General features: G+C 44.6%; 25 protein-coding genes, 2 tRNA genes and 2 pseudogenes. 10 read left to right on the top strand and 19 right to left on the bottom strand.

Going from position 1 to position 25,209, the window contains the following annotated elements:
• From BGK61_RS18805 to tatA, 8 genes and pseudogenes are all read right to left on the bottom strand, one after another.
• Positions 1 to 195: pseudogene (locus tag BGK61_RS18805) on the bottom strand (IS3 family transposase); the annotation flags it as partial.
• Between the two features lie 127 nt (positions 196 to 322).
• On the bottom strand, positions 323 to 1,333 hold the full coding sequence (hemB, locus tag BGK61_RS18810) for a porphobilinogen synthase (protein ID WP_076012009.1): 1,011 nt from the start codon (positions 1,331 to 1,333) through the stop codon (positions 323 to 325).
• Positions 1,330 to 3,228, bottom strand: a complete 1,899-nt coding sequence (locus tag BGK61_RS18815) for a sensor domain-containing diguanylate cyclase (RefSeq protein ID WP_076012010.1) — start codon at positions 3,226 to 3,228, stop codon at positions 1,330 to 1,332. Before BGK61_RS18815 ends, hemB begins: the two co-directional genes overlap by 4 nt.
• Before the next feature lie 12 nt (positions 3,229 to 3,240).
• Positions 3,241 to 4,017 carry a TatD family hydrolase gene (locus BGK61_RS18820; RefSeq protein ID WP_076012011.1) on the bottom strand — a complete coding sequence of 259 codons (777 nt, stop codon included), beginning with the start codon at positions 4,015 to 4,017 and terminating at the stop codon, positions 3,241 to 3,243.
• Positions 4,018 to 4,572, bottom strand: coding sequence for a hypothetical protein (locus tag BGK61_RS18825; protein ID WP_014997159.1), 555 nt, complete (start codon positions 4,570 to 4,572; stop codon positions 4,018 to 4,020).
• A 25-nt stretch (positions 4,573 to 4,597) separates the two neighbouring features.
• Positions 4,598 to 5,353, bottom strand: a complete 756-nt coding sequence (gene tatC / locus BGK61_RS18830) for a twin-arginine translocase subunit TatC (RefSeq protein WP_014997158.1) — start codon at positions 5,351 to 5,353, stop codon at positions 4,598 to 4,600.
• Positions 5,354 to 5,653: a Sec-independent protein translocase protein TatB gene (gene tatB / locus BGK61_RS18835; RefSeq protein ID WP_014948087.1), complete on the bottom strand. Its 300-nt coding sequence runs from the start codon at positions 5,651 to 5,653 to the stop codon at positions 5,354 to 5,356. It abuts the gene before it with no gap.
• Positions 5,653 to 5,898, bottom strand: coding sequence for a Sec-independent protein translocase subunit TatA (gene tatA, locus BGK61_RS18840; RefSeq protein WP_232298316.1), 246 nt, complete (start codon positions 5,896 to 5,898; stop codon positions 5,653 to 5,655). The genes tatB and tatA overlap by 1 nt, the downstream gene beginning before the upstream one ends.
• A gap of 177 nt (positions 5,899 to 6,075) precedes the next feature.
• On the opposite strand from tatA, the gene BGK61_RS18845 reads away from it, so the two are divergent.
• A complete protein-coding gene (locus BGK61_RS18845) occupies positions 6,076 to 7,137 on the top strand; it encodes a hypothetical protein (protein ID WP_076012012.1) in 1,062 nt (353 codons plus the stop codon).
• 68 nt (positions 7,138 to 7,205) lie between these two features.
• On the opposite strand, the gene ilvN is transcribed toward BGK61_RS18845, so the two are convergent.
• From ilvN to orn, 8 genes are all read right to left on the bottom strand, one after another.
• Positions 7,206 to 7,703 (bottom strand): acetolactate synthase small subunit, encoded by a 498-nt coding sequence (gene ilvN / locus BGK61_RS18850; RefSeq protein ID WP_014997155.1) that lies wholly within the window; start codon positions 7,701 to 7,703, stop codon positions 7,206 to 7,208.
• On the bottom strand, positions 7,703 to 9,421 hold the full coding sequence (locus tag BGK61_RS18855; RefSeq protein ID WP_014997154.1) for an acetolactate synthase 3 large subunit: 1,719 nt from the start codon (positions 9,419 to 9,421) through the stop codon (positions 7,703 to 7,705). Before BGK61_RS18855 ends, ilvN begins: the two co-directional genes overlap by 1 nt.
• A gap of 273 nt (positions 9,422 to 9,694) precedes the next feature.
• Positions 9,695 to 10,072 carry a MaoP family protein gene (locus tag BGK61_RS18860; RefSeq protein ID WP_044556901.1) on the bottom strand — a complete coding sequence of 126 codons (378 nt, stop codon included), beginning with the start codon at positions 10,070 to 10,072 and terminating at the stop codon, positions 9,695 to 9,697.
• 233 nt (positions 10,073 to 10,305) lie between these two features.
• Positions 10,306 to 10,767 (bottom strand): hotdog fold domain-containing protein, encoded by a 462-nt coding sequence (locus BGK61_RS18865; protein ID WP_076012013.1) that lies wholly within the window; start codon positions 10,765 to 10,767, stop codon positions 10,306 to 10,308.
• Between the two features lie 182 nt (positions 10,768 to 10,949).
• Complete coding sequence (locus BGK61_RS18870; protein ID WP_076012014.1) at positions 10,950 to 14,036, bottom strand: TonB-dependent receptor domain-containing protein; 3,087 nt, start codon at positions 14,034 to 14,036, stop codon at positions 10,950 to 10,952.
• A 682-nt stretch (positions 14,037 to 14,718) separates the two neighbouring features.
• Positions 14,719 to 14,794, bottom strand: a tRNA-Gly gene (locus BGK61_RS18880).
• A gap of 53 nt (positions 14,795 to 14,847) precedes the next feature.
• Positions 14,848 to 14,923, bottom strand: a tRNA-Gly gene (locus BGK61_RS18885).
• A gap of 101 nt (positions 14,924 to 15,024) precedes the next feature.
• Positions 15,025 to 15,570 (bottom strand): oligoribonuclease, encoded by a 546-nt coding sequence (orn, locus tag BGK61_RS18890; protein WP_014948078.1) that lies wholly within the window; start codon positions 15,568 to 15,570, stop codon positions 15,025 to 15,027.
• Between the two features lie 87 nt (positions 15,571 to 15,657).
• Between orn and rsgA the strand changes: the two genes are divergently transcribed.
• The 4 genes from rsgA (at position 15,658) to BGK61_RS18910 (ending at position 19,484) form a co-directional block, all read left to right on the top strand.
• Positions 15,658 to 16,701, top strand: coding sequence for a small ribosomal subunit biogenesis GTPase RsgA (rsgA, locus tag BGK61_RS18895; protein ID WP_076012016.1), 1,044 nt, complete (start codon positions 15,658 to 15,660; stop codon positions 16,699 to 16,701).
• 231 nt (positions 16,702 to 16,932) lie between these two features.
• A complete protein-coding gene (gene asd / locus BGK61_RS18900; protein ID WP_076012017.1) occupies positions 16,933 to 17,880 on the top strand; it encodes an archaetidylserine decarboxylase in 948 nt (315 codons plus the stop codon).
• A 3-nt stretch (positions 17,881 to 17,883) separates the two neighbouring features.
• Complete coding sequence (locus tag BGK61_RS18905; RefSeq protein WP_076012018.1) at positions 17,884 to 18,759, top strand: DMT family transporter; 876 nt, start codon at positions 17,884 to 17,886, stop codon at positions 18,757 to 18,759.
• 32 nt (positions 18,760 to 18,791) lie between these two features.
• Positions 18,792 to 19,484: a glycerophosphodiester phosphodiesterase gene (locus BGK61_RS18910; protein ID WP_076012019.1), complete on the top strand. Its 693-nt coding sequence runs from the start codon at positions 18,792 to 18,794 to the stop codon at positions 19,482 to 19,484.
• Between the two features lie 103 nt (positions 19,485 to 19,587).
• Here the strand turns inward: BGK61_RS18910 and BGK61_RS18915 are convergent, their stop codons facing one another.
• The 3 genes from BGK61_RS18915 to BGK61_RS18925 form a co-directional block, all read right to left on the bottom strand.
• Positions 19,588 to 20,016, bottom strand: coding sequence for a MerC domain-containing protein (locus BGK61_RS18915; protein ID WP_014997143.1), 429 nt, complete (start codon positions 20,014 to 20,016; stop codon positions 19,588 to 19,590).
• A 158-nt stretch (positions 20,017 to 20,174) separates the two neighbouring features.
• Positions 20,175 to 21,083 (bottom strand): divergent polysaccharide deacetylase family protein, encoded by a 909-nt coding sequence (locus BGK61_RS18920; protein WP_076012020.1) that lies wholly within the window; start codon positions 21,081 to 21,083, stop codon positions 20,175 to 20,177.
• Positions 21,084 to 21,206: 123 nt separating this feature from the next.
• Positions 21,207 to 22,370 carry a murein hydrolase activator EnvC family protein gene (locus BGK61_RS18925; RefSeq protein ID WP_076012021.1) on the bottom strand — a complete coding sequence of 388 codons (1,164 nt, stop codon included), beginning with the start codon at positions 22,368 to 22,370 and terminating at the stop codon, positions 21,207 to 21,209.
• A gap of 253 nt (positions 22,371 to 22,623) precedes the next feature.
• Between BGK61_RS18925 and BGK61_RS18930 the strand changes: the two genes are divergently transcribed.
• From BGK61_RS18930 to BGK61_RS18950, 5 genes and pseudogenes are all read left to right on the top strand, one after another.
• Entirely contained in the window at positions 22,624 to 23,049 is a 426-nt protein-coding gene (locus BGK61_RS18930) for a rhodanese-like domain-containing protein (protein WP_014948070.1), read from the top strand.
• A gap of 12 nt (positions 23,050 to 23,061) precedes the next feature.
• A complete protein-coding gene (gene grxC / locus BGK61_RS18935; RefSeq protein ID WP_014948069.1) occupies positions 23,062 to 23,322 on the top strand; it encodes a glutaredoxin 3 in 261 nt (86 codons plus the stop codon).
• Positions 23,323 to 23,384: 62 nt separating this feature from the next.
• A complete protein-coding gene (secB, locus tag BGK61_RS18940; RefSeq protein WP_014948068.1) occupies positions 23,385 to 23,894 on the top strand; it encodes a protein-export chaperone SecB in 510 nt (169 codons plus the stop codon).
• 10 nt (positions 23,895 to 23,904) lie between these two features.
• Complete coding sequence (gene gpsA, locus BGK61_RS18945; RefSeq protein WP_014997140.1) at positions 23,905 to 24,921, top strand: NAD(P)H-dependent glycerol-3-phosphate dehydrogenase; 1,017 nt, start codon at positions 23,905 to 23,907, stop codon at positions 24,919 to 24,921.
• 93 nt (positions 24,922 to 25,014) lie between these two features.
• Positions 25,015 to 25,209 (top strand): annotated as a pseudogene (locus BGK61_RS18950) (IS3 family transposase); the annotation flags it as partial.

The following is a 25,209-nucleotide window of genomic DNA, read 5'->3' on the forward strand; positions in this document are numbered from 1 at the left end:
AAACTTAGGTGTTCCATCCGTCCAATTTAGACGACCATGCTTACGAAGCCAAACTAAAACCGTTGAACACCCCTGAATTCCGTAGTGGTCTTGTGCTTGTTTATATGTGAATTCGCCTTTTTCAACTTGGTCTACAACAGCCAATTTAAAAGCGAGGGAATAATCGCGTTGAGTTCTTTTGCTATTTGATTTCATTACACTCTCCAAATTAAGTTTGAAAAGTGTCAACGCTATTTAGGATGGGTCATTTACGAAAAAAAAAGCCGTGCATTGCACGGCTTTTTTGTTCGCATATAAGCAGTATTATCACCCAGCTATCAGGTTAATTACCGCTCTGCTTAGCTAATAGCGCCGCAGCCTGCGGGGCGAAATAGGTGAGAATGCCGTCGGCGCCAGCGCGTTTAAACGCTAACAGCGACTCTAGAATTACCGCTTCTTCGTTCAACCAGCCATTGGCAAAAGCCGCTTTATGCATGGCGTATTCGCCACTCACTTGGTATGCAAATGTTGGCACTTTGAACTCGTCTTTGCAGCGTCGCACCACATCTAAATATGGCATACCCGGCTTAACCATTACCATGTCAGCGCCTTCTTCGATATCTAGTGCAATTTCGTGAAGTGCTTCGTCGGTATTTGCGGGGTCCATTTGATAGGTTTTCTTGTTACCGCCTTTTATATTTGCGGCCGAACCGACTGCATCGCGAAACGGGCCGTAATACGCAGACGCGTACTTTGCTGAATAAGCCATAATGCACGTATTAATATGACCGGCTTCTTCAAGCGCCTTACGAATACTTCCTATGCGACCGTCCATCATATCTGAAGGCGCAACAATATCGGCTCCCGCTTCGGCATGCGATAGCGCTTGCTTAATCAGTACCTCTACCGTTTCATCGTTCATTACATAGCCGCTCTCATCAAGAAGGCCGTCTTGTCCGTGAGAGGTAAAAGGGTCTAATGCAATGTCAGACATCAGCATTACTTCAGGAAACGCCTGCTTTAAGGCTCTCATTGCTTTCTGAGCAAGTCCTTCAGGGTTAAATGCTTCGCTTGCACATTCAGTTTTAAGCGACATTGGCGTGACCGGGAAAAGCGCAATCGTTTTAATACCTAATTCAACCCACTTCGCAGTCTCCTGCACAAGTAAATCGATAGAAAGTCTTTCTACACCAGGCATGGAAGGCACAGCCTCACGTGCATTTTCGCCAGGTAGTACAAATACAGGATAAATGAGATCGTCAGTCGTTAAACGGTGTTCTGCCACAAGCCCTCTTAAAGCATCTTTGGCGCGTAAACGGCGCATTCGTCTATGAGGGAAAGGTGAAGATGTCATAGTTTTTCCTGTAAATATTTATGTATTACTGTATTGCGACCTGCGGCCTTCGCTTCATAAAGGCACTCGTCAGCAAACTTAAATAGGTTTTGCGCATGTTCTTCGTCAGTAATGATCGTTGTAGAAACACCCGCACTTGCGGTTAGCTTAATGGTTTCTCCCTCGTAATCAAGTGGGCTCAACTCAAGGCTATCTCGCATATTTTCGGCAACGTGGAAAGCGCCTTCTAGGTCAGTATTAGGCAATATAATGGCAAACTCTTCACCACCTATGCGACACAAGTCGTCTGTAGGACGATGGATGTGCTTTTGAAAGACGCGTGTAACGTGAATTAAGCACGCGTCACCACCATCATGACCGTATTGGTCATTGATTTGCTTGAAGTGATCAACATCAACAATAATGAGAGATAACGGTGTCTGCTCACGTCTACTGCGACGCCCTTCAGAGCGCAGACGCTTATCGAAATGTCGACGGTTGTGCGCTCCCGTAAGCGGATCTATTGCATTTAACCTTTCCAGTTCTTGATTTACTTCAGACAATTCGCGCAACGTAATTTCTAGCTCTAACGTGCGTTCTTGCACTTTGTACTCTAAGTCATCTTGATAACGCTTTTGAACTTCAAGCAAATTCTCTTTGGCAGTATTAGCGTGTTTTTCCTGTTCAAGGGCAAACTGCTGTGCCTCAATAAGGTCGTCGCGACTATGGCTGTAGTTAATTGCAAGAACAAGCGCCAAGATTAGTGTTTCGACCGCTCCCCCAATAATAAGTAAATTATTGGATGAAATGGGTAACTGAATGATATTCACGTTATCTAAACTTGCACTTAGCCCACTAATTAATAGAAAACCCCAAGCAATGGTAAAGTAGCGCGCGACAACCACGCCCTTCAGCGTTAACCAAATACCTAAGCCAAGAACAAAAATGACGATGAGGCTTAGCAGCAACAGAAATGCTTTGATCATAAAAGAATAAGGCAAGATGAGGCCAAGAATTATACTTAACCCACACACCCAGCTAATGGCCTGCGCAACTTTATCCAGCTTCTCGCTATGGGCTTTAATAGGCAACAGGCTGCGCGTAAACATGGCCGCAAACATGATAGTGGCATTGGCAAAGACTATAATTGATTTACCCTGAAACCAGGTGCTACCGGGCCACAAATAAGAGAAACCATAACCGTGCAACGTGGCCAAAATCAGTGCCAAACTAATTACATAGCCGGAATAATATAAAAATGAAACGTTGCTTGTGGTAACCGTTAAAAACGCGTTACTCACGCCCATTGCTACCAGAATACCGAAAAATATTCCTAGCGCGAGGTTGCGGCTAGAGGTATAGGCGATAAACTCGGTTTCTTCCCATATGCGTATGGGAAGTCGAACGCTGCCCGATGTTTTTACTCGAATAATAACCCGCTGCGAATGTGAACTTACCGGCAAGGGAAAGAGTGGCTTAACATGTGAAATAGGCCGGTTGTCGAAGTGCTCACCATCTCCACTTGAATAAGTAACAATGGGAGAGCTTCCAATATGGCTATATACCGCAACGTCCAAATTATCTAGCAGTGGATAATCGATGTGTAATAAAAATCGACTTTCAGTACTCTGGGTTGGTGCTATTACCATAGAAAACCAATGTACGTCTGTATTCATACCCAAGTTGATTGGTGAAGATATTGGCGTCCAATCGCTAGGTGGTATTTGCGTAACTCGATTGAAATCGAGGGTTTCGATGTTATCTTCGGTAAGATAAGTTAGCTGAGAATATCGTTCAGATGTACTGGTGGTTGGTGATAGGTTTAGCAGCACAGATACAAAAGTGACAACTGCCACTACTGTAATAAGAATAAGACCCGCATCATACTTGCGCATCGCTTTCAGATTTGTCTGCATATAAACCTATGTTTAGCTGAGAGAAAACAACTCACAGGAATTAGCATAACTGCTAATACGCAATTTATCAGTCTCAACTTGCAGATATTCGCCTAATTGATTAGCGATATGAGGCAGGAAAGCAGGTTCGTTATTGCGCTTTCTAGGCCGAAGGGTTTTAGGAAACAAATAAGGGGCATCGGTTTCCAAAATTAGTCGGTTTAAAGGAACAAATTTTACTGCATCGCGCAGTGCTTCACCTCGCTTCTCATCGCACACCCAACCCGTAATTCCAATGTACAAACCAAGGGCAAGATATTGCTGTACTTGTTCAGCAGTACCTGTAAAACAGTGTGCAATGCCACCTTTTATGCGCGGCATATACTTTCTTAACAGCGCGACTTGTTCCTCAAAGGCATCTCTTTCATGCAGATAAACGGGTAAGTTTAAACTTGCGGCTATTTCTAGCTGAGCTTCGAACACCGCCAACTGATCAGGCTGAGGTGAAAAGTTACGGTTGAAGTCCAAGCCACACTCACCTATGGCCACACATCCTTCTCGTTGTGCGAGCTCTCGCAGCCGCTCGTAATCACTTGCCGTGACGTCTTTTGCGTTATGAGGATGTACGCCTATAGTGTAACAGCACTGCTCAGGATACTTTTCGTAAAGCGCCAATGCATCGTCCCACTCATTAGGATGCGTGGTAATAATGCAGAGCTTTTCTACCCCTGCTTCTTGTGCACGTTGTATAACTTCGTCGGCGTCAAATCGCTTATCAAGCAAATTGACGCCAGCATCAAACCAAGGCATTTATTTTACGCGTTTTACTTTCATGCGCTTGTTGATACCTTCAACGCTTAAGTAAAACGAACCCAAAAGGCCTCGTTCAATCGATACTTGCTGACCTTCTTCAATTTTCAAGTATGTGCTATCGCTCTGTTGCCAAACTGAGCCATCGCTGAAAGTAATGATCTTTTTGCCTCGTAAGGAGTCTTTAAACGATGCAATGGTAAGTGAAATTTCAGAAGCTTCGGCTGATAAATCACGTCTATGCTCTAAGCCAAAGTCATTTTCCGGCTTTTGTACTTCAGCGGGTTTATTTGCAACAGGAGGTATAGTTGCTTGAGCTTGAGGCATTGGCTTTGGAGCGGCTTCAGTTCTATAAGCTTGTAGCTGGCTAACTTGTGCATTAGCGCCTTCGTACTGGTTTAAAGACTTTGCGATATTGTCGTAACAAATTAAGCGCTTAAGGCTATTGTCAGTGTTGCGACATTTTTCCATAGCATCAGCCACAGTTTCAGCGTGCGCGTTAAACGCCCCAAAAGCACACAACAAAGTGGCAAGAGATATCAGTCGAGTTTTCATTTTTATTCCTTTCTTTTTTTAACTTCTATGTGTTATCCGTTGTTTGAGAAGAAGCGTCGTCTTTCGGCGTTTTACCTGCATAAAAGCCGCCAACAATAACCCCTACTTCAAACAGTAACCACATTGGAATAGCTAATAATGTCTGAGAGATAACATCTGGTGGTGTTAATAACATGCCAACCACGAAAGCACCAACAACCACATACGGGCGCTTGGCTCGCAGCGACTTAGCATCAGTTACCCCTGTCCAGCACATTAAAATAATGGCTATTGGTATCTCGAATGAGACCCCAAATGCGAAAAACAGTTTCAATACGAAGTTCAAATAGCTTGATATATCTGTACTTACCGTCACACCTTCTGGCGCAACACTTGTAAAAAACGCAAATGCTATTGGAAAAACAACGAAATAGGCAAACGCCATGCCCGCATAAAACAGCAAGGTGCTAGAAAATAATAAAGGTGCAACCAAACGCTTTTCATTTCGATAAAGGCCTGGAGCAACGAAACCCCACACTTGGTAAAGCACGTAAGGTATCGCAATGAAAAACGAAAGTACTAGCGTAAGCTTAAAAGGTGCAAAAAATGGAGAAGCAACATCAGTTGCGATCATGCTTGCGTTTTCAGGCAAGGCTTCAAGCAGCGGCATCGCCAATAGCTTGTATAGGTCTTGCGCGAACGCAGCCAGACAAATAAAAACGATCAGTACACTCAAAAGGGCTTTGAGAATACGACTACGTAATTCAATTAAATGAGAAATTAGGTTGTTAGCGTCAGACATCTATTGCTTTTTATAAGGTTCTTGAACCGACTCTGCAGCTTTTTTGAGCTCATCGACGCTTTGTTCAAGTTCAGGTGAAAGATCTTTAAGCCCTTGCTGCTCTGCTTTTTTTAAATTTTCGTGCAATTCGTGTACGCGCAACTGATGCTCAACTTCTTGCTTAAAGCCCGTTGCTACATTACGCACACTACGAATTGTATTGATAGTTGAGCGCATGGCACCTGGCAGTCTCTCTGGCCCTAAAATGAGAAGTGCCAGTACTCCAATAACCAATAGCTCCCAAAAGCCGATATCGAACATTAGGATTTTTCTTTAACGTCGCTCTGCGTCTTTGTTGAAACAGGCTCTGCTGCTGACTTTTCTTCAACTTGCTTCTTTTGTTCAAAGTCTGCGTCTTTATCTTCTTCGCTGACTGCTTTCTTGAAGCCTTTAATTGCACCGCCTAAATCAGTACCTATACCTTTAAGTCGCTTTGTACCAAATAAAAGCACTACGATAACCAGTATGATCAGCAACTGCCAAATACTAATACCACCCATAAAAATAATCTCCCTTACATCGATTGCCACAGTATGCCATTGCCTGCTGATGCTTTCACCTGAATATTTACCAGAATGAATAAAGATTGACGTTTTGGTTTTGACAATCCATGCTCTGTATATCCGAAGTGTGAATGGTCAAAACATTCAACTATGCTAATTTTTACAAGGAGTTAGTGAGCAATGCTATGCCTTACTGTGGTCTATTGCCATTTATTGCTTACAGCCCCAGTTACACCTGGCTCAGCGGTCGGTACGGTGAATTCCCCCGCAAATGCGACCAGCGTAGGCACGACCTATAGCGATATTGCGCGGCCAGCCCCTCCCCTTACAGCTCACACAGAATCAACCGAAGAAAATACTAACGCCTCTGCGTCTTCAGCGCCTAACGCGCAATGGTTTGATATTTGGCAGCGAAGCTTTACTGACACCATGGATTTTACGGTAAAGCAGCTTGACGGCTTATTTGAAGACGAAGAGGAAACGCAGACACAAGGACAGAAACAAGCGCGCGCCGAGGGTCGTATTCAATTGGCTTGGGAGCCGAGAAGCGGCATGCTTTCCGACACAGATTTGCGTTTTCGCGTGCGAGTCAGGCTGCCTGCGTTAAAGGAACGCGTCGACTTATTATTAAGCGACAACGAAGATGAAACCCAAAATAATACTATTCGTGCTGCACGCGACTCGGGGAGCAATACCAGAGATAGAACCACCATCGCCCTGCGGTTTCGTCCTGAACAGGATTCTCACTACTCATTTAGGATTGGTGCTGGTCGTCGTGACCAACTCTATGCAATGACGAGATATCGAGATGCTCTCGCTTTTTCTGATCAATGGGCCATGTTGTACGATGCAGAGCTCTATTATTACACTCGTGACCGATTGGGCGCAGAAGCTGGCTTGGCGTTTCAATATGAAATCAGTAAGAAACACCTAGTTCGGCAAAATAACCGCTTTTACTTTCGCGATGACACCAACGATTGGTTGTGGCGCCACGAAGTTCACCACCTCTTTTCTGTAGACCAACATAACGCTGTTATTCCTCATTTTATGGTAGAAGGATTGAGTCAACCTAACTACCGTGTGGAAGAAGTGTATACAGGTTTTAGGTGGCGTAACAACATGCTGCGAGATTGGCTATTTTTTGAAGTAGAGCCTTTCGTTTTATGGCTACGTGAGGAAGACTTCAAAACCTCTTACGGCATTGCCTTGCGCGTAGAAGCCTATTATGGGCGAGACACCTAGCTCTCGTAAACACCACTAAAAAAGGCTGTCATAGGACAGCCTTTTTAACGTGAAGCAGTGGACGATACTTATGGACGAAGTGCTCTATCGCCTCGAGCAAGCCCACAAACACCCGTACGAGATGACTCAATAATTTCTGCACATTGCCCCATTGTTGTAGCAAATGCATCTAATTTATCGGTCGTACCCGTGATCTCAATGGTGTAGTTATTTACGTTCACATCCACAATACGAGCACGGAAAATATCGGCGTTACGCTTCACTTCTGCTCGAACTGACTCGGTTCGAGTGGCCACCTTAATAAGCATTAGTTCACGTTCAATATGCGCGCCTTCGGTCAAGTCTACTACTTTAAGCACATCAATAAGCTTATTCACTTGCTTAGTAATTTGCTCTATGACTTTGTCGTCACCGTGCGTGATAATCGTTAGACGCGAAAGGCTCGCGTCGTCAGTTGGTGCCACACACAGAGAGTCGACGTTGTAACCGCGTTGTGAGAATACACCAACGATACGAGATAGTGCGCCCGGGGCGTTTTCCATTAATACAGAGATAATACGTTTCATCAGGTTCGCTCCGTCTTGCTTAAGCGCATGTCATCCATTGCGCCAAACTTAATTTGCATTGGATATACGTGTTCATTTTGGTCTACTGCTATGTCCATAAACACTAAGCGATCTGTGTAGCTGAAACATTTCTCCATTGCTGCGTCTAGCTCGTCGAGCTTGTCTACTTTAATACCCACATGTCCGTAGGCTTCTGCCAACTTAACAAAGTCAGGCATTGAATCCATATACGAATGTGAATGACGGCCTTTGTAGATCATATCCTGCCACTGACGAACCATACCTAGGGCACGGTTATTCAATGAGATAATCTTTATAGGCAGGTTGTACTGCAAACAAGTAGATAGCTCTTGAATATTCATCTGAATACTACCGTCACCCGTTACTACCACAGAAGTTGCGCCAGGGTGTGCGAACTGCACGCCCATTGCAGCCGGTAAACCAAAGCCCATGGTGCCAAGACCACCTGAATTAATCCACTGGCGCGGTTTATCATAAGGGTAATAAAGCGCAGCAAACATTTGGTGCTGACCTACGTCAGAACTCACATAGGCTTTGCCGTCTGTATGTTTGTACAAGGCTTCGATAACGCGCTGTGGCTTAATGACTTCTTCGCCTTGTGCGTAATTTAAGCACTGGCGAGAACGCCAGGTTTCAATTTGTTGCCACCAATCGGCCAGCTTTTCGCTTTGACCCGATAGGTCTTTCTTATTTACCTGACTTAAAATTTGATCAAGCACTTTATCTACCGAACCTACCACAGGAATATGCGCATTTACGGTTTTAGAAATCGATGCAGGGTCGATATCAACGTGGATAATATCTGCATGAGGGCAGAACTTATCTACGTTATTAGTAACACGGTCATCAAAACGTGCACCTAGTGCAATGATGCAGTCGGCATTATGCATGGTTTTGTTCGCTTCAAGCGTACCGTGCATACCTAGCATGCCGATAAATTGCTTGTGTGTACCTGGCATAGCGCCAAGGCCCATTAGCGTACAAGTTACCGGTGCATTTAGCTTCTCAGCTAACTCAATAACCTTGGCTGACGCATCGCAAGCTACTGCCCCGCCACCTACATACAGTACGGGACGTTCTGCTTTAAGTAGCGACTCAACTGCTTTTTTAACCTGCTTAGGATGGCCTTTTTCAGTTGGGTTGTAAGAACGCATAGTTACGTCAGTTGGGAACACGTAGGGGTGCTCTTCAGCAACGTTCACGATGTCTTTTGGCAAATCTACTACCACCGGGCCAGGACGGCCTGTGTTGGCAATATAATAAGCTTTAGCAATCGCTTCTGGGATATCAACCGCGCGCTTTACCAAGAAACTGTGCTTAACAATAGGGCGTGAACACCCCACCATGTCTGTTTCTTGGAATGCGTCTTCACCAATATGCTTCGACGGCACCTGTCCCGATAAAATAACCATCGGAATAGAGTCCATATATGCAGTAGCAATACCTGTAATAGTATTAGTAGCGCCTGGACCTGATGTGACGAGCACTGTGCCGGTTTTGCCAGTTGAACGTGCATAACCATCCGCCATGTGGGCGGCTGCCTGTTCATGACGTACGAGGACGTGTTTGACATCATCTTGCGCAAATAACGCATCATAAATGTCTAATACGGCACCACCTGGGTAACCGAACACGTGTGTCACTCCTACATCTTTTAGCGCTTCAACCACCATGGCTGCGCCCGACATCATTTTCACAGTGCTTTCTCCTGTAATGGGTTGGGGGGTTTGTCAGCGTACGTTGACGATGCCCCGACTATATCTAAGGTAATAGGAAGATAAAACACCAAAATGCGTAAAAGTGAGATATATATCCCTATATTCGCAATAATTAGGATAAATATTTCGATATGAGTATATAATTGACAGAAAATAGGATATTTATTTACACAAATTTAACAGCGTGAGCACTTAATGTGGTCAGCCAGAGACATGCGCCTTCACACGATAAGGATGCGTGAAGGCATAGGCTTAATCGTCGAGATCGAGATCAAGGTCACTGTTATCGCTCATATCTTCGTCATCGTCAACATCTTCTGCTGCGGGACGTTTAGAGCCATAAATACTGGCTGTTTTTGGGCGATTGATTCTGGCTTGGTATTTCAACCATGCTTTTTCTTGAGGGGTGGCGGGGTCGCGATGACCAAGGGCCGACTCCAGATAGGCTTGCTCTTCATCATTTTCTGGTGTGATTTTCCCATCGACCAAAGCCGCGAACAAGCTGCCGTGTGCCTGAAGAAGTTTACTCTCGTTAATTGAGAAGTCTCCTGAACGGGCAAAGCCGTAGGGATAGTTTTTCTTATCAATAAAGGGTTTTCTTGTGACTTGCTCTTTTGTGATTACAGACATCTTAACCTCTTCCACCGCTAATACCTGTGTTGTGAACACAGACAATATTGCAACACCAACTGTTGAATGAAATAGACTACCGATATAGCGCCTTAATCGCTTTCAACGTTATTCTTAGTTGGGTTTTGATTTCCTGTCAAACAGAAACTTAGCTGTAGTAAAAACTTAATATTGAATGATTAAAAAGAGCATAAAAAAGGCCGCAAGCGCGGCCTTTTATTATATGTGAGATATCAGCGCTTTTCACTGACCCAAACCGTAATGGTTCCGTCGACCACCACGGTACCTTCGGCGTTATAGGCCTTTACAGATATGGGTAAGTCGCCAGGTTTCCATGCATCAGCGGGCACCTCTGCTACACAGCGAATGTCTGAATCTGCTTTTGCTGGGTACTTTACTTCCATCCCCTTTGGGATCCACCTAAGGTTTTTCGGTATTGACGCTTCACACATAAAACCCATAGCCATTTCCAGACCATTGCAAATAGCAATAACGTGAACCGTTCCAATATGATTTTCTACCGCTTTGCTCTTATTAATAAGCACTTCACAGTAGTTTGGTTTAATGTCTGTAATTAGAGGCGAAACGGTTGAAAAATATGGCGCCCTGCGCGCTGAGTACCAGCTAAATAGCTTTTTGCCAAAGGGCAGTTTCAAGAATTTGTTATATGTATTAAGTACGTAGTTCTTTGACATAGTTGTTCACGCCGATAGTTGGGAGCTTTTTATCTTTCGAGTGATTATTAAACCTGTGCCACTGGTTAGACCAGAGGAAGTTACATTAACATAATCCCAACGAAGTAGTGATGCAAATAAATTCCTATTTAGAGATATAAAAAAAGCAGCTAAAAAGCTGCTTTTTGATATCTGTTTAGACGTTACATTGTGTAATTTACGCCTAGGTAGAAGAAGCGTCCTCTAGGCCCTGCCGGTCTCGACAATGTGCCAAGGTAAGGATCTTCCTCAAACGCATTATTGATACCACCATATACTTCTAGGCTATCTTCAAAAGTGTATGAAACAGAAAAATCATGCACCAATGCAGAGCCAGTGTGAGTTTGACTGATAAAATCAGGATCACTCTCGATATCCTGGTTTTCTAGCCCTGGAAGTAGCTGGCTTCCTTCGTAGCGTCCTCTCCACCCAACAACGAGTTCACCAATTATATAGTCTGCACTCATGTTTACGATCCACTCTGGTCGCCCAAACGTTCCAAGAACATCAGTGACTTCGTCAGGTGCACTCACATCCCTTACTTCATCATTTTTGAGGAAGTTTGTTCCGTTGATAGTGAATTCAATTCTTCCGTCTGTGTCGACTAATTTAGCCAACTCAAAGCCATAATCTACGCGGAAATCAATACCAGATGTCTCTACCGCTGCAAGGTTGATAAACCCTGAACGAAAATCTGTGATAAATCCATTTGTAGCATCACGGTCAATTGCGTCACAAAATTGGTTGTTGATTGTTGGCGCGTCTACGCAGTTAGATGCAATGTCAAAACCAGTAAGGCTATCAATCAGGCCATCAATTTCAATATTATAGTAGTCTAGTGTCACTACTAAACCTTCCAGCATACCGTCGAGCTCTGTATCTGGTCTCCACACTGTACCAATCGTGATGGTTTCTGCTTCTTCAGGATCAAGGTCTGGGTTACCGCCCGTTGAACCAGAAACAAACGCTGACAGGAAGTTAGTAGAATCATAAGTGCCATCAGCTACCGCGTCGCCAATCAGTGCAATACAGTTCGCCTCCCTGAACTCAGAGCCCGCACTAATTAAGTTTTGGTTACAAGGGTCATCTCCTGCACCAAGTGAAGCCGCAAATGTAGGTGCGAAGGCTTCATTAATGTTGGGAACCCGCACCGCTTCAGAGAAGGTCGTTCGAATACTAAATGTATCAACAGGTGACCATACTGTTCCTATCGTCCAAGCGTCATGCGTACCATATGGGTCGTAGTCTGAGCTTCTGTATGCAGTACGCAGCTCTAATCGCTCAGCGAAATCGACACCTTCTAGTAAAGGTATAGTTGCTTCTACAAAGTATTCTGAAACATCGTACTCACCGTCAGAAGGATTGGTTGGGCCGTTGCGAGAGTCTAATGTTCCAAAGGTTAAGCCTGCTGCGGAATATGGATCTGGCGTATAGGTACTTGACTCTTTTCTCCATTCGTAACCAAGAGCAAACATAACAGGGCCTGCCGGAAGCTCGAATAAATCAGAAGAGTCGCCCGATACTACTGCTAAGAAATTCTCTTGCGTTATATCGTTCTGCTCAGTGCCAGGTTGGAATATAAAGTTAGCCGCTTCAGCGCTGATTGAATCTTTTCCAAACAAATTCACTGGTACACAAGAACCATCACCAGGCTGGAAAGTTAAGAATCCAAAATTCGCATTCGCAGATGGAAACGGCGACGTAGGAGGAAGCGCAGAACTGTCTAGGTCAGAGCGACAAACAACATTGCCAGTTGCTGGATCTGTTACAGCGTCAATAGCAGCGAAGTATCTGTCTTCTATGCGCAAGTTCGAAGTAATGTCGGCATCAGTTCGACCGTAGTTATAGAAAACCTCGTACTCTAGAGCGGTGTTAGGGATATAACCATCGAAGCCTGTAACAATACGATACGTTTTACGTTCCGCTTCTGGGTTTGAATTAGCGTTTATATCAAGAACATCGCGGGACATTACCAAGCTTGGTGATTCACCTTCTGCTTGTAATTCATTAATTTGAGACAGTAGAGCTGCAGGAATATACGGATTGTCTAGTGAGATTGGAATATCATCATTGAAACCATTCACCTGATTAGTTTCTTTAGTCGAGCTAAATACGAATTTGGCATCTACAAAGAAATTTACGAACTCATTTAGTTCGTAATTCGACACTGCCTGTACTAATACTCTTTTAGACTCTGGAAGGATAAGTTCTGCGTCTGGACTACCCGGTACACCATCACCACCACTCGCATCGAAAGGTCCAGCATAAACATCGCCGGGATTGTAGGCACGTAAGGTGCCGTCTTCACCCACTACCTGACACGTTGGAAACATGGACGTTCCGATAGTGCCGCAACCTAGCACGCCGCCAGATCCAGCGACATCTCCAAACGCACTGCCAGTTAATGAAATTACACCTCTGTCACTTGAAATTGGAAGTCTGTAATCTCGCACCCAAGTATTCTTGAAGCGTGAATCAATACCAAATGCACTCTGAGTAGCCTCTGTATTGGCTACTTGTGTATATAGACCAGAGCCTGCGAAGTCTCTATCTCTAGCATACACTGGGCTGGTTTCTTGGTATTCAACCGCGAATACTAAATCACCTTTTTCTGTAGAAAAGCCGTTGGCCAATGATAAAAAGAATTCATTTGCGTCACCATCGTCAGTCACACCTGTTTGAGTGCGAAGCTCTAGCCCGTCGAACGAGGCTCCGTTTCTCATATTAAAGTTGACAACACCAGTTACCGCATCAGCGCCGTAAACAGCTGAGGCACCACCAGTGAGGACTTCCACGTTTCTAAGTAAAGCAGTAGAGATGGTATTTACATCAACAGAGCCCGTACCCTCAATACCTGAAACATGTCGTCGACCGTTTTCCATAACTAAGGTTCGCTCACTACCTAGATTACGTAAGTCCAGTAAGCTTGCTCCTAGTGGGGTTCCATTAAATGCAGAAAAAGACCCCGGCAGTGACGCCTGTAGTTGAGGCGATTCACGCAGCATGGCACCTAAATCTATTTGACCAGATGTTTTGATATCACCAGCATTAATGGCAAGAACAGGGCTCGCTGCTTCCAGGGAGGAGTCTTGAGCAACGCGAGAACCGGTTACAACTACCTTTTCGACATCCTTCTCTTCAACAGCGGCTTCTTCCTGAGCCTGAACCGCAGATGCACTAACAGTAAGTGCAGATGCTACTGCAATTGCTAGTGCAGAAATATTGTTTTGCTTTGATGAACCAAAAGCCATGTGTGTTTCTCCAAGTATTACTTTTTCGTTCCAGAATGCTCTTTACGGCACTTTCGAGGAGTCTAAAAGCGATGGTTATTTTTATATGTTTACAATTTGCGTTTTACATAATGCATTTTGCAAATGGTGTGCCTATCAAAAAGCAAGTAAACAGTGAAACTACCGCTAAAAAACGGCGCATTATGCATATTTACCCACTAAAATCTATTTAATATTCAAAAAGACTTAACTAACGGCTTTCGAATGCACATTTAATGTGCAAAAGCGCTCGTAAAATGTAGATTTATTGAGAACTAGGTTGAAATCAAGGCGGCACCGCACTAGGAAGGTGCAAAGAGTCATGAATAAGGATTCACAACGGTGCGTAAAGACAGACAGAATCGGCGTTGAAGCAATAAGCGCACGCAAATTTTTACTTTCGTATAAATTTAAGAATACGCAGTTAATTAGGTCACCTTATGTATTTAATTTAGTAGGTCTTAAACCGTTTTTCAGAGCTGACGACTTGCCTATTCTTGAGCAAGTATGCATGGTGCTTTTCAGTGAAATAAGAGGTTATGGTTTGTAGCAAAAACTAATTTGAGTGCTTTGTGAAGCGATGGCCGACACTCGGTCGCGGGCCCATCAAGGGGGCGCATCAATACATCTGCAAATGTTTAGGTTTTGGTGATGTTTGAAAATTTGGAGCGGGAAACGAGATTCGAACTCGCGACCCCGACCTTGGCAAGGTCGTGCTCTACCAACTGAGCTATTCCCGCATAGAGTCGATGCTGTGCATCTTATAGGCAATCTAGAGACCTAGATTAAAATTTGGAGCGGGAAACGAGATTCGAACTCGCGACCCCGACCTTGGCAAGGTCGTGCTCTACCAACTGAGCTATTCCCGCAACAAAAGAGGTACTTCGTTTGAAGTGGTGCGCATTTTACAAAAATTTTGGGGTAACGCAACCTTTAATTCTACTTTTTTTGCACCTCAATGTTTGAATGCTTAAATCGTAAACACTTTCTCACGATAATAACGCATTTCTTCAATAGACTCGCGAATATCATCTAACGCCAGGTGTACGCCTTTCTTTTCGAAACCATCTAAAATTTCAGGCTTCCAGCGGCGCGTCAGCTCTTTTATTGTACTTACGTCAATATTTCTATAGTGGAAGTAAGCTTCAAGCTCGGGCATGTACTTAACCATGAAGCGTCTGTCTTGCCCAATGGTGTTTCCACACAGCGGTGACTTGCCTGCATCTACCCATTGCTCTAAAAAGGCAATGGTCTGCGCCGATGCTTCTTCTACGCTTATCTTACTTTCTCGGCAACGCGCGGTTAGCCCACTTTCTCCGTGAACTCGTGTACACCACTCGTCCATATTGTTTAGCACGTCATCACTTTGATGTACCGCTATTACGGGGCCTTCAGCCAATATGTTAAGTTGTGCATCGGTAACAATGGTCGCAATTTCCATTACTACACAGGTTTCAGGATCTAACCCTGTCATTTCCATGTCTATCCAAACAAGGTTACTGTCGTGTTTACTCATTACTTTCCTCTTTGCGCTACAGACATGGCAACCATGCCCTACAAACGGTATTATTGACCATAGTATACGTGAAACTAGAAAAGAATCGTGGCGAAAAAACCAAAACTTACACAACGACAGAAACGACAAGTTGCAGCTAACAGAAGCAAACGCTTGCGTGAAAAGCACGCCTCAAAAGGCGCGGCGAACTTAGATGAAAGCACGCTAGAAAGTGGCACTGTGATTGGTCGCTTTGGTAAACATGCCGATGTTGAAGATGCCAGTGGCGTAGTATCTCGCTGTCATATTCGTCGCACGGTAGACTCTGTGGTATGCGGTGACAAAGTGTTTTTCAGTAAAGGAGACGAGGCCGAGTCGGGTGTAAGTGGGGTTATCGAAATTGTCAAAGACCGACATTCTGTCCTTACTCGTCCAGATTATTACGACGGCATTAAGCCCATTGCCTCGAATATCGACCGTATTATAGTGGTTAGCGCTATTTTACCCACCCTTTCACTGAATATTATCGACCGTTACCTCGTTGCCTGTGAAGACATTGGTATCACGCCGCTTATCGTTCTTAATAAAGTAGAGCTACTCAGTGAAGAGGAGCGCACAACTGTTACAGAGCAGCTTAAAACGTACGAAAATTTAGGCTACGAAGTGCTATTTACGAGTTGTAAAACCGGTGAAGGCATTAGCAAACTCAATGAATACCTTAATGATAATATCAGCGTTTTCGTAGGTCAGTCCGGCGTTGGCAAATCGAGCCTTATTAACCAAGTTCTGCCAGACGCCGATGAATTAACCGGCGATATTTCAGATAACTCGGGGCTTGGTCAGCACACAACGACGGCGGCAAAATTGCTTCACCTGCCAGCCGGCGGCGATTTAATTGATTCTCCCGGGGTACGTGAATTTGGCTTGTGGCACATTCCTACCGAGCGAATCACATGGGGTTTTATCGAGTTCAGAGATTATTTGGGCGGCTGCAAATTCAGAGACTGTAAGCACTTAAATGACCCCGGCTGCCTACTAAGAGAAGCTGTAGAGGAAGGGAAAATTAGCGCGGAACGCTTCGATAGCTACCATCGGATTTTAACGACGATGGAAGAGCAGCGTCCTAGCCACTCTCAGCCACCCGGTGCCTAGCCTTTAAGGTAGGGTTTTAACCTGTAGTAACAGCCGCAAAATAGTACACGGTAATCGTATACTAAATCGCTACTGCTAATTCGGTGATGAGTCTTGTAGTGTGAACCCTATGCTTATGCTTTTGTGTAAGCACTCATAACCCTAAAGTTGCTCTTAATACCACGACTTACTATACAATAGCGCTATCTATGCAATGCGTTATTGCTTGCATAAAAGAAACGGAGATATTTTGTGTTAGATTGGCTTAAAGTTAATTTACAATACGTTACACCAAAGCATTTGCTTTCACGCCTTGTGGGCAAACTTGCTGAAGCTGAAATGGGTAGCGTTACCACCTTTTTCATCAAGGCATTTATTAAGCAATACAACGTTGATATGTCAGAAGCGTTGCACGAGGAACCAGAGCACTATAGAAGCTTTAATAAGTTCTTCACCCGCCCACTCAAACCTGAAGCACGTACCATTGATGCAAACGATGACGTACTTATCCATGCTGTTGATGGAACAGTTAGCCAGTTTGGAGATATTCATAGCGACAGCATTTTTCAGGCAAAAGGCCATGACTTTAGCTTGACCACATTATTAGGCGGTAAGCCTGATGTAGCTGCGCCATTTAAAAATGGTAAGTTCGCTACCATTTACCTTGCCCCTCGCGACTATCACAGAATTCATATGCCTATTGAGGGCACGCTTACTGACATGTTGTATGTGCCGGGCGAACTGTTTTCAGTAAATCCGCTTACAGCACAAAATATACCGGGGCTGTTTGCACGTAACGAACGCGTTGTAGCACTGTTCGACACGCCTGTAGGCAAAATGGCGATGGTGCTTGTGGGCGCTACCATAGTGGCAAGCATTGAGACCGTTTGGGCAGGCACAGTTACTCCACCTGCAGGTAAAAATGTTCAGCACTGGTCATATGAAAAAGACAGCGAAGCAGCTGTTTTCCTTGAAAAAGGTGCCGAGCTAGGCCGCTTTAAGCTAGGTTCGACCATTGTGGTGTGTTTCGAAAAAGACATGATTGATTTTGAAGACTTGGCCCCTGGCATGGTGACCCGTCTTGGCGAACCTATGGCGCTTAAATCAACCGCACAAGCTTCTGTTGAAGATACCCCAGTTGCGGATGAAACAACGGGCGATGAGAAGGGTGAAACAAAATCAGAGGGCGCTGACAGCTAATTTATGGATGCTGTTAAGAAAAGCCTGATCTCACTTCATTTCACGGTAATTTTACTTGGTGGTACAGCCCTTTTCTCTCGGCTAGTACCACTTAGTGCCAGTGATATCACCCTTGTTCGTTCGGTATTTGCCTGTATAGCGCTATTTGCCTTTTTGAAATTGGCGAAAAACAAAATCAAGCTGAACTCCAAAAAAGACTACGGCGTTGCCCTGGGCTTAGGCGTGCTGATGGCGCTGCATTGGGTCACCTACTTCGCCGCCATGCAGTATGCCGGGGTGTCTGTAGGTATGATTGCGCTTTTTACCTTTCCTGTGATTACGGTGCTTATCGAGCCCTTCTTCGAAAGAGTAAGATTAGTTTGGCAGGACATCGTATCTACCATTACAGTGGTCGTTGGTGTGTATTTAATAGTGCCTGAGACATCGCTGGAAAATGACATTACCCTTGGCGTTCTCATCGGTATCGCCTCCGCCATCCTGTATTCGTTTAGAAACCTTATTCACCGCAAGCACTTTAAGCACTACAGCGGTGCGCAGGCCATGGCGTGGCAAACATTAGTTATCAGCATCTTAATGCTGCCTGTAGGTAGTGCAGAAATAGCGTCTGCATCTTCTAGTTCTTGGCTAATGCTATTGCTTTTAGGCACCGTATTTACCGCGCTGCCTCATGCGCTAATTGCTGCAAGCCTACGTCATTTAAGGGCAAAAACATTTTCGCTTATTGCCTGTATGCAACCGCTTTACGGTGTTTTCCTTGCTATTATACTGCTTAATGAAAAGCCCGGTTTAAGTGCGTTGTTAGGTGGAATTCTTATTACCTCAGCGTCAGTTTATGAAACGCTCAACACGCATAAATTACACAACACAAAAGACGACTAACGCTTGCTGAGATAATTGAGGATGAAATGTCGATGCTAATTTTAGCCCACCGAGGTGCAAGTAAAGCAGCCCCAGAAAATACAATAAAAGCGTTCAGGCTGGCTTTCGAGCAAAACGCTGACGGCATTGAGTTTGATACCTATCAGCACGACAGCGGTATCATTGTATTTCACGATAGAACCCTTTCTCGCAGAGCACGGGAACCCGGCTATTTACTTGACGTACCGTGGCAATCCCTTAGAGAAATGAACATAGGTGATGGAGAGCGCATACCGACCCTGACCGAAACGCTGAATTGTGTGCCAAAAGATAAGTGGTGCAATATTGAGATAAAGCACCTGCACGACGTAGACAGCTGGGTAAAGAACGTAAAAGCGGCCGTAAAGGAAAGTAATATTAGTATTGATAAGCTACTTATCTCTTCATTTAACCATCATTGGCTTAACGCTATTACACATCAGTGGCCGGAAGTGAAAATCGGCGCCTTGTCTGCAAGCTACGAGCTTGACTGTACGGCTAGTGCACGGGCTCTGAACGCTTATTCTGTAAACATTGCATTAGACGCCGTTGATAAGCAGTTTGTTCAAACTGCGCAGCAAGACGGATTTGACGTGTTCGTTTATACCGTAGATGAGCCGAGAGACATGCTTATGCTTAAAGAATGGGGAGTAGCGGGCATTTTCACTAACGTGCCTAACCTGGCCCTTGATGTGCTGTCGAGCTAAACCTTGAACGTTCAATGAATAAGGCCTGAAGAACACGCATGTAATGCACACTCACAGTAAAAAAAACGAGCCGCTGGCTCGTTTTTTTATGGTGTTCTCAGAATTATTTGAATTCGGTCGAGAGATGATCTGAAAAGACTGAGTTCTTGCAGCATTTGCACTGCCTGCATAAACGCATATTCACCCAGTGACCTGCTACGATAAGCGCTGCACCTATGGCAATGGTAAAGGGTTCGTATTCATGCCCAAAAATATCTTTATGCCAGTAAATAGCTCCACCGGTGAACAATAGTGCCAGAGGGTAGTACTTACCATGATAGCGAATTGCACCACTCACTAAGGCAACTGCCCCAACAATTAGAGAAAAGGTTAGGATTGTTCTTTCAAACCAAACCTGTGCAAAAAAGCTTGATCCAATTAGCGGAAGCAAAGGCACCAAAACAGGTAGCGCGAGGCAATGCAACGCACACAAGCTCGACACCCAGATGCCAAGTTTGTCTAGTTTTGTTGGATTCTCGTCAATTGGAGTCATTACCCTAATCACCACCGTGCAAAAAATGTATTCGCGAAAATATTCGTCAGAGACGTTATATTATAACAGACTCACGAAAATGCGAAATGTTCCCACATTAAATTTTGATATTATCGAGATGAAAATGAACTAACTAAGGGAATAATGAGGCTAAATCGCTATTCGTTTGGTGCTGTGCCCGCGGGTTCAGTTGTGTCTTTTTCTGCAAAACTATGTATTAACACACTACCTTTTGCGTTGTCTTCTATTCTTATGTCTACACTGCCACGATTCGTATCGACACTGGTGAGCGCAGCAGTCTGGTTGTGTTCTTGCGCGAACTGCTTTGCCACTTTGGGCGCGTCTGAAAAATAGTCAGCGACAGAGGTAAGGGTAAAACCTTCTTTTTCAAGTGAGGGTAAATAGGTTTTCAAGAAATCAACGGTTTCAGGATGAGGGTGACCAATAACCACTACGTGGCCATTCTTTTTAGCTATGCGTTTCATTTGATTAAATTGCTTGAGCAAAAATGCGGGCTCTAGCTTGTGATCTAGGAATACCTGTCGGCTAGCGTTAGGCACTCCTAGTCGCTCTGCGATTTCTTCACCTTTAGTGAGCACTGTAGTTCGGCTATCTACAAAAAATAACCCCTGCCGTTTAACCTCTTTTAAAAGGGCCTCCATAGCTTCAGGCTGCCCCGTAAACGCACTGCCCATATGATTATTGACACCTACAGCGTTAGGAACACTTTTCATCGCTTTGCGCAGGTTGTGGGTAATGGCACCTGCAAACATGTCAGTGGTTAATCCAAGGGGCCCCATATTTTTCCCACTTTGCGCTTGCATAGGCATATGCAGCATAACCGCCCTGCCCTCTTTATCAGCGCGATGCGCAATTTCAGAAGCCAGCGGCGTTTGCGGAAGTATAGAAAAGGTAATTTCTTTAGGAAGAGAAAAAGCAGCGACATCGGACGGCCTGTATCCCAGGTCATCTAAAATTATTATTATGTCTGACTTTGCTTTTACTTGAGGGCTAATAAGCCCGCATAAAACAAAGATTATACAAGGCATTAGCAGACGCAAAAGCATCTAAGTCACATCCGTTTTTCATCATTATTATTAAGCGCACACTACACAATGCTGTGTTTTTTCTAGAATACCAACAACTGATTCAGTTTCAACTTAGTTTCTATAAATCTAAGAAAAACCTGTTTAGTCGAGCCATGCGCTTGGATTTAGCGCCTTACCTTTATGGCGAATTTCAAAGTAAAGGTTAGGGTATTCCTGACCACCACTTCGTCCGACAAGGGCAATGCGCTCACCTTGCCTTACATCTTCACCAGCTTGCTTGAGTAATGCCTGGTTGTGACCATAAACACTCATGTATCCTTCGCCATGGTCGACAATAGCGACCAGACCAAAACCGCGCAACCAATCGGCGTACAACACTTTTCCAGGCGCAATGCTGTTTACAGGGTCGCCCTCAGCGCCATCTATTACTATCCCCTTCCAAGACACTTGCCCTTGGCGGCGACTACCAAATAGATTTCGTATTCTCCCCTTCACAGGGGCCGCCAGTTTACCTTTTAGTTTGGCAAGACCATCCATGCTCACTTCGGCTTCACGAGCAGCACGTTCTGCTGCAATACGTGCAGCTTCAATAGCGTCTTTCAGTGCTTTTTCATCAGCCTGTAGCGACGCGATACGCTGATTTTCAGAAGCTATGGTTTTGTTTATTTTCTTAAGCGTTGCTTTGCGGTCGTCCTGACGGGTTAGAAGTACTGCTCGCTGGCCTTCTTGCTCATCTTTCAAAGCGGCAAGTGACAAGGCTTTTTCGCTAAGCTCTGCATTGACTTCCTCAAGTCTGGCAACATTACTTCTAAAGCTTTCAATTTCTTTTTGGCGTGCTTTTGCTATGTATTGGTAATAGGTAATTACCCGCTCGAAGGTACGCGCATCGTCTTGGTAAAACAGCATTTTTGCATAGTCATAGTGCCCCGCCATAAACGCACTTTTAAGTTGGCTGGATAGTAAGGATTGTTGTTTTCGAATAGCGGTTTTAAGCCCTTCTTGCTCTGCTTCAAGCTTAGCTTGTTCTTGCTCAACGTTTTTAAGCGCCTGTCGGGTGGTAGATAAAGCCTTGGCTACTTTTGCTATTTCAAGCTCAGAGGCTTTGAGCACACCCTCTAATTCTTGCGCGCTGGCTCGGCTATTTTCTAATACCTGTTGTCGTGCTCGCAATTCGGCTTGAAGTTCAGCTAATTTTTCCTTTTGGCTATTCGCACCGCCTTCCTGTGCAATAGCACTACTTCCAATCGGCATAATTGCGAGAACAACTATGCACCCAATGACTGAAAGAAATAATCGTGCTGACATAACGTGCGCCTAAAACCTCAATTTTCCATTGATGAATTAATGAATTTCATCATTACTGCTATTAACGTTTTCCAGTGTATCTGACGCTCCTCCATATGCCCAGTGCAATTTACCCGTAATATCAATCATCTAAAGTATTTAGCGCAAACCCGCCACGGCTGCCATCCATCTTACTGAAAGGTAGGCTGGTTTCTCGCCCATTTTTCTATATACTTTGCACTCTTTTCATGGTCTGTAGACAGGGTTAGAGGTAATGGATCAACTAATTGAATTTGCTAGCAACAACTTTATTCTTGCTGGTATTTGGGTTGCGCTGATTGCCATGTTGATATTTAGCTATATCAGTGCATGGACATCTTCAGTAAAAGAATTAAGCACGCACGAAGCAACAGTTTTAATGAACAAAGACGATGCAATAGTGCTAGATACACGCCCTGCGAAAGAGTTTAAAGCTGGCCATATTTTGGGTGCCAGACAAATTAAACCTGAAGAGTTGCGTGAGAAAAACTTCAAGAAACTTGAAAACAGTAAAGACAAACCCATTATCGTAGTATGCGCTATGGGTAATCAGGCTCGTGGTACAGCAAATGCGATGCTTAAAGACGGCTTCGCGAATGTGAGTGTATTAAAAGGCGGAATGAACGCGTGGCAAAGTGCCAGCCTTCCCGTTTCTAAATAACAGGTAACCTTTATGAGCAAAGTAGAACTTTACACCAAGGGCCACTGCCCTTACTGCCACCGAGCAAAAGCATTGCTAACGCAAAAAGGTGTAGAATTTATTGAATACCCAATAGATGTTAAGCCTGAATTGCGCGACGAGATGATTGAACGCGCAAACGGCGGCTGGACTGTTCCGCAAATTTTCATTGACGATCAGCACGTTGGTGGCTGTGACGACATGATGGCTTTGGAAGCACAAAGCAAACTAAATCCAATGTTGGGTTTGGCGTAAAGCGTCAGCGCATACAGCAACGCACTACATTAAATTAAAACGACAATTAAATAGGAAATACCATGGCTGACGAAAATCAGACAAACAACGGCGAAGCAGCGGGCGCGCAAGCGCAACAGAGTGCTCAATTCAATATTCAGCGTATCTACACAAAAGACATTTCTTTTGAGTCTCCAAACGCACCAGCTATTTTCACTAAAGAGTGGAAGCCTGAAATCAAACTAGACATCGACACTAGCACTAACAAGCTAGAAGAGAATGTATTTGAAGTTGTACTTTCAGTTACCGTGACGGCGACACTTGGCGAAGAAACAGCGTTCCTTTGTGAAGTGCAACAAGCAGGTATTTTCGCTATTGGCGAAATGCCAGACCAGAATAAAGCGCACACGCTAGGCTCTTTCTGCCCTAACATGCTTTTCCCATACGCGCGTGAAACTATTTCTAACTTGGTTAACCGTGGTACATTCCCTCCACTTAACCTAGCGCCTGTAAACTTCGACGCTATCTTTGCAGCTTACGTGCAAAAACGTGCACAGCAAGCGCAGGGCGAAGCACCAAAAATGGATGCCTAATTAGGTGAACATGAAGTCGAATTCGGTTTCAGAGTCGGTTTCAGTACTGGGGGCGGGGTCTTACGGCACCGCCCTTGCTTTTTGTCTTGCCAGAAATGGTAACCCCACACTGCTTTGGGGTCGTGACGAAAAGCACATTGCTGAAATGGAGGCGAACCGCGAGAATGCCCGTTATCTTCCCGGTGCTACATTTCCAGATGCCTTGGTAGTTAATGCCAACTTAGAAGAAGTAGTTGCTGCCAGCCAAGACATTTTAGTGGTTGTACCTAGCCATGCATTTGCGGCGATGCTTCAAAGCTTAAAGCCATTGCTTAAACCGCACCAACGCATTATTTGGGCGACCAAAGGACTTGAGCCAAAAACTGGCCGCTTGCTTCGCGATGTGGCAGAGGAAATATTGGGTACTGACTACCCCCTTGCCGTGTTATCAGGCCCTACCTTTGCTAAAGAAATGGTAGCAGGTTTGCCTACTGCGATTTCACTGTCTTCCACTGACGATACGTTGAGTGACGAGTTTGCAGCAAAACTTCATTGCGCAAAGTCCTTTAGAGTGTATAAAAACTCAGACTTTACTGGCGTTCAGCTTGGTGGTGCGGTTAAAAATGTTATCGCTATTGGCGCGGGTCTAGCCGATGGTCTTGGCTTTGGTGCAAATGCGCGAACGGCGCTGATTACCCGAGGTTTAGCAGAGCTTACTCGTTTGGGTGTGAAGCTGGGTGCAAACCCAGAAACCTTCATGGGTATGGCGGGTCTTGGCGATTTGGTATTAACCTGTACTGACAATCAGTCGCGCAATCGTCGCTTTGGACTGGCTTTAGGCCAAGGCAAGAGTGTCGATGTTGCTATTGAAGAAATTGGACAGGTGGTTGAGGGTTACCGCAATACTGAAGAAGTACACATTTTATCTAAGAAAGTTGGCGTAGAAATGCCTATTTGTGAGCAGATTTATGCTGTGCTTTATCACGGAAAATCCCCTAAAGAGGCTGCCCTAGCCCTGCTTGGTCGAGACCTCAAAAAAGAAGCCTAATACATGAAAAAGCCCTGTTCACAGGGCTTTTTTATTACTAGTGACCCATCCTAAATAGCGTTGACACTTTTCAAACTTAATTTGGAGAGTGTAATGAAATCAAATAGCAAAAGAACTCAACGCGATTATTCCCTCGCTTTTAAATTGGCTGTTGTAGACCAAGTTGAAAAAGGCGAATTCACATATAAACAAGCACAAGACCACTACGGAATTCAGGGGTGTTCAACGGTTTTAGTTTGGCTTCGTAAGCATGGTCGTCTAAATTGGACGGATGGAACACCTAAGTTT

Origin of the sequence: Alteromonas abrolhosensis, from assembly GCF_001953635.1 — a bacterium.
In the GTDB taxonomy this organism is placed as follows: Bacteria; Pseudomonadota; Gammaproteobacteria; order Enterobacterales; family Alteromonadaceae; genus Alteromonas; species Alteromonas abrolhosensis.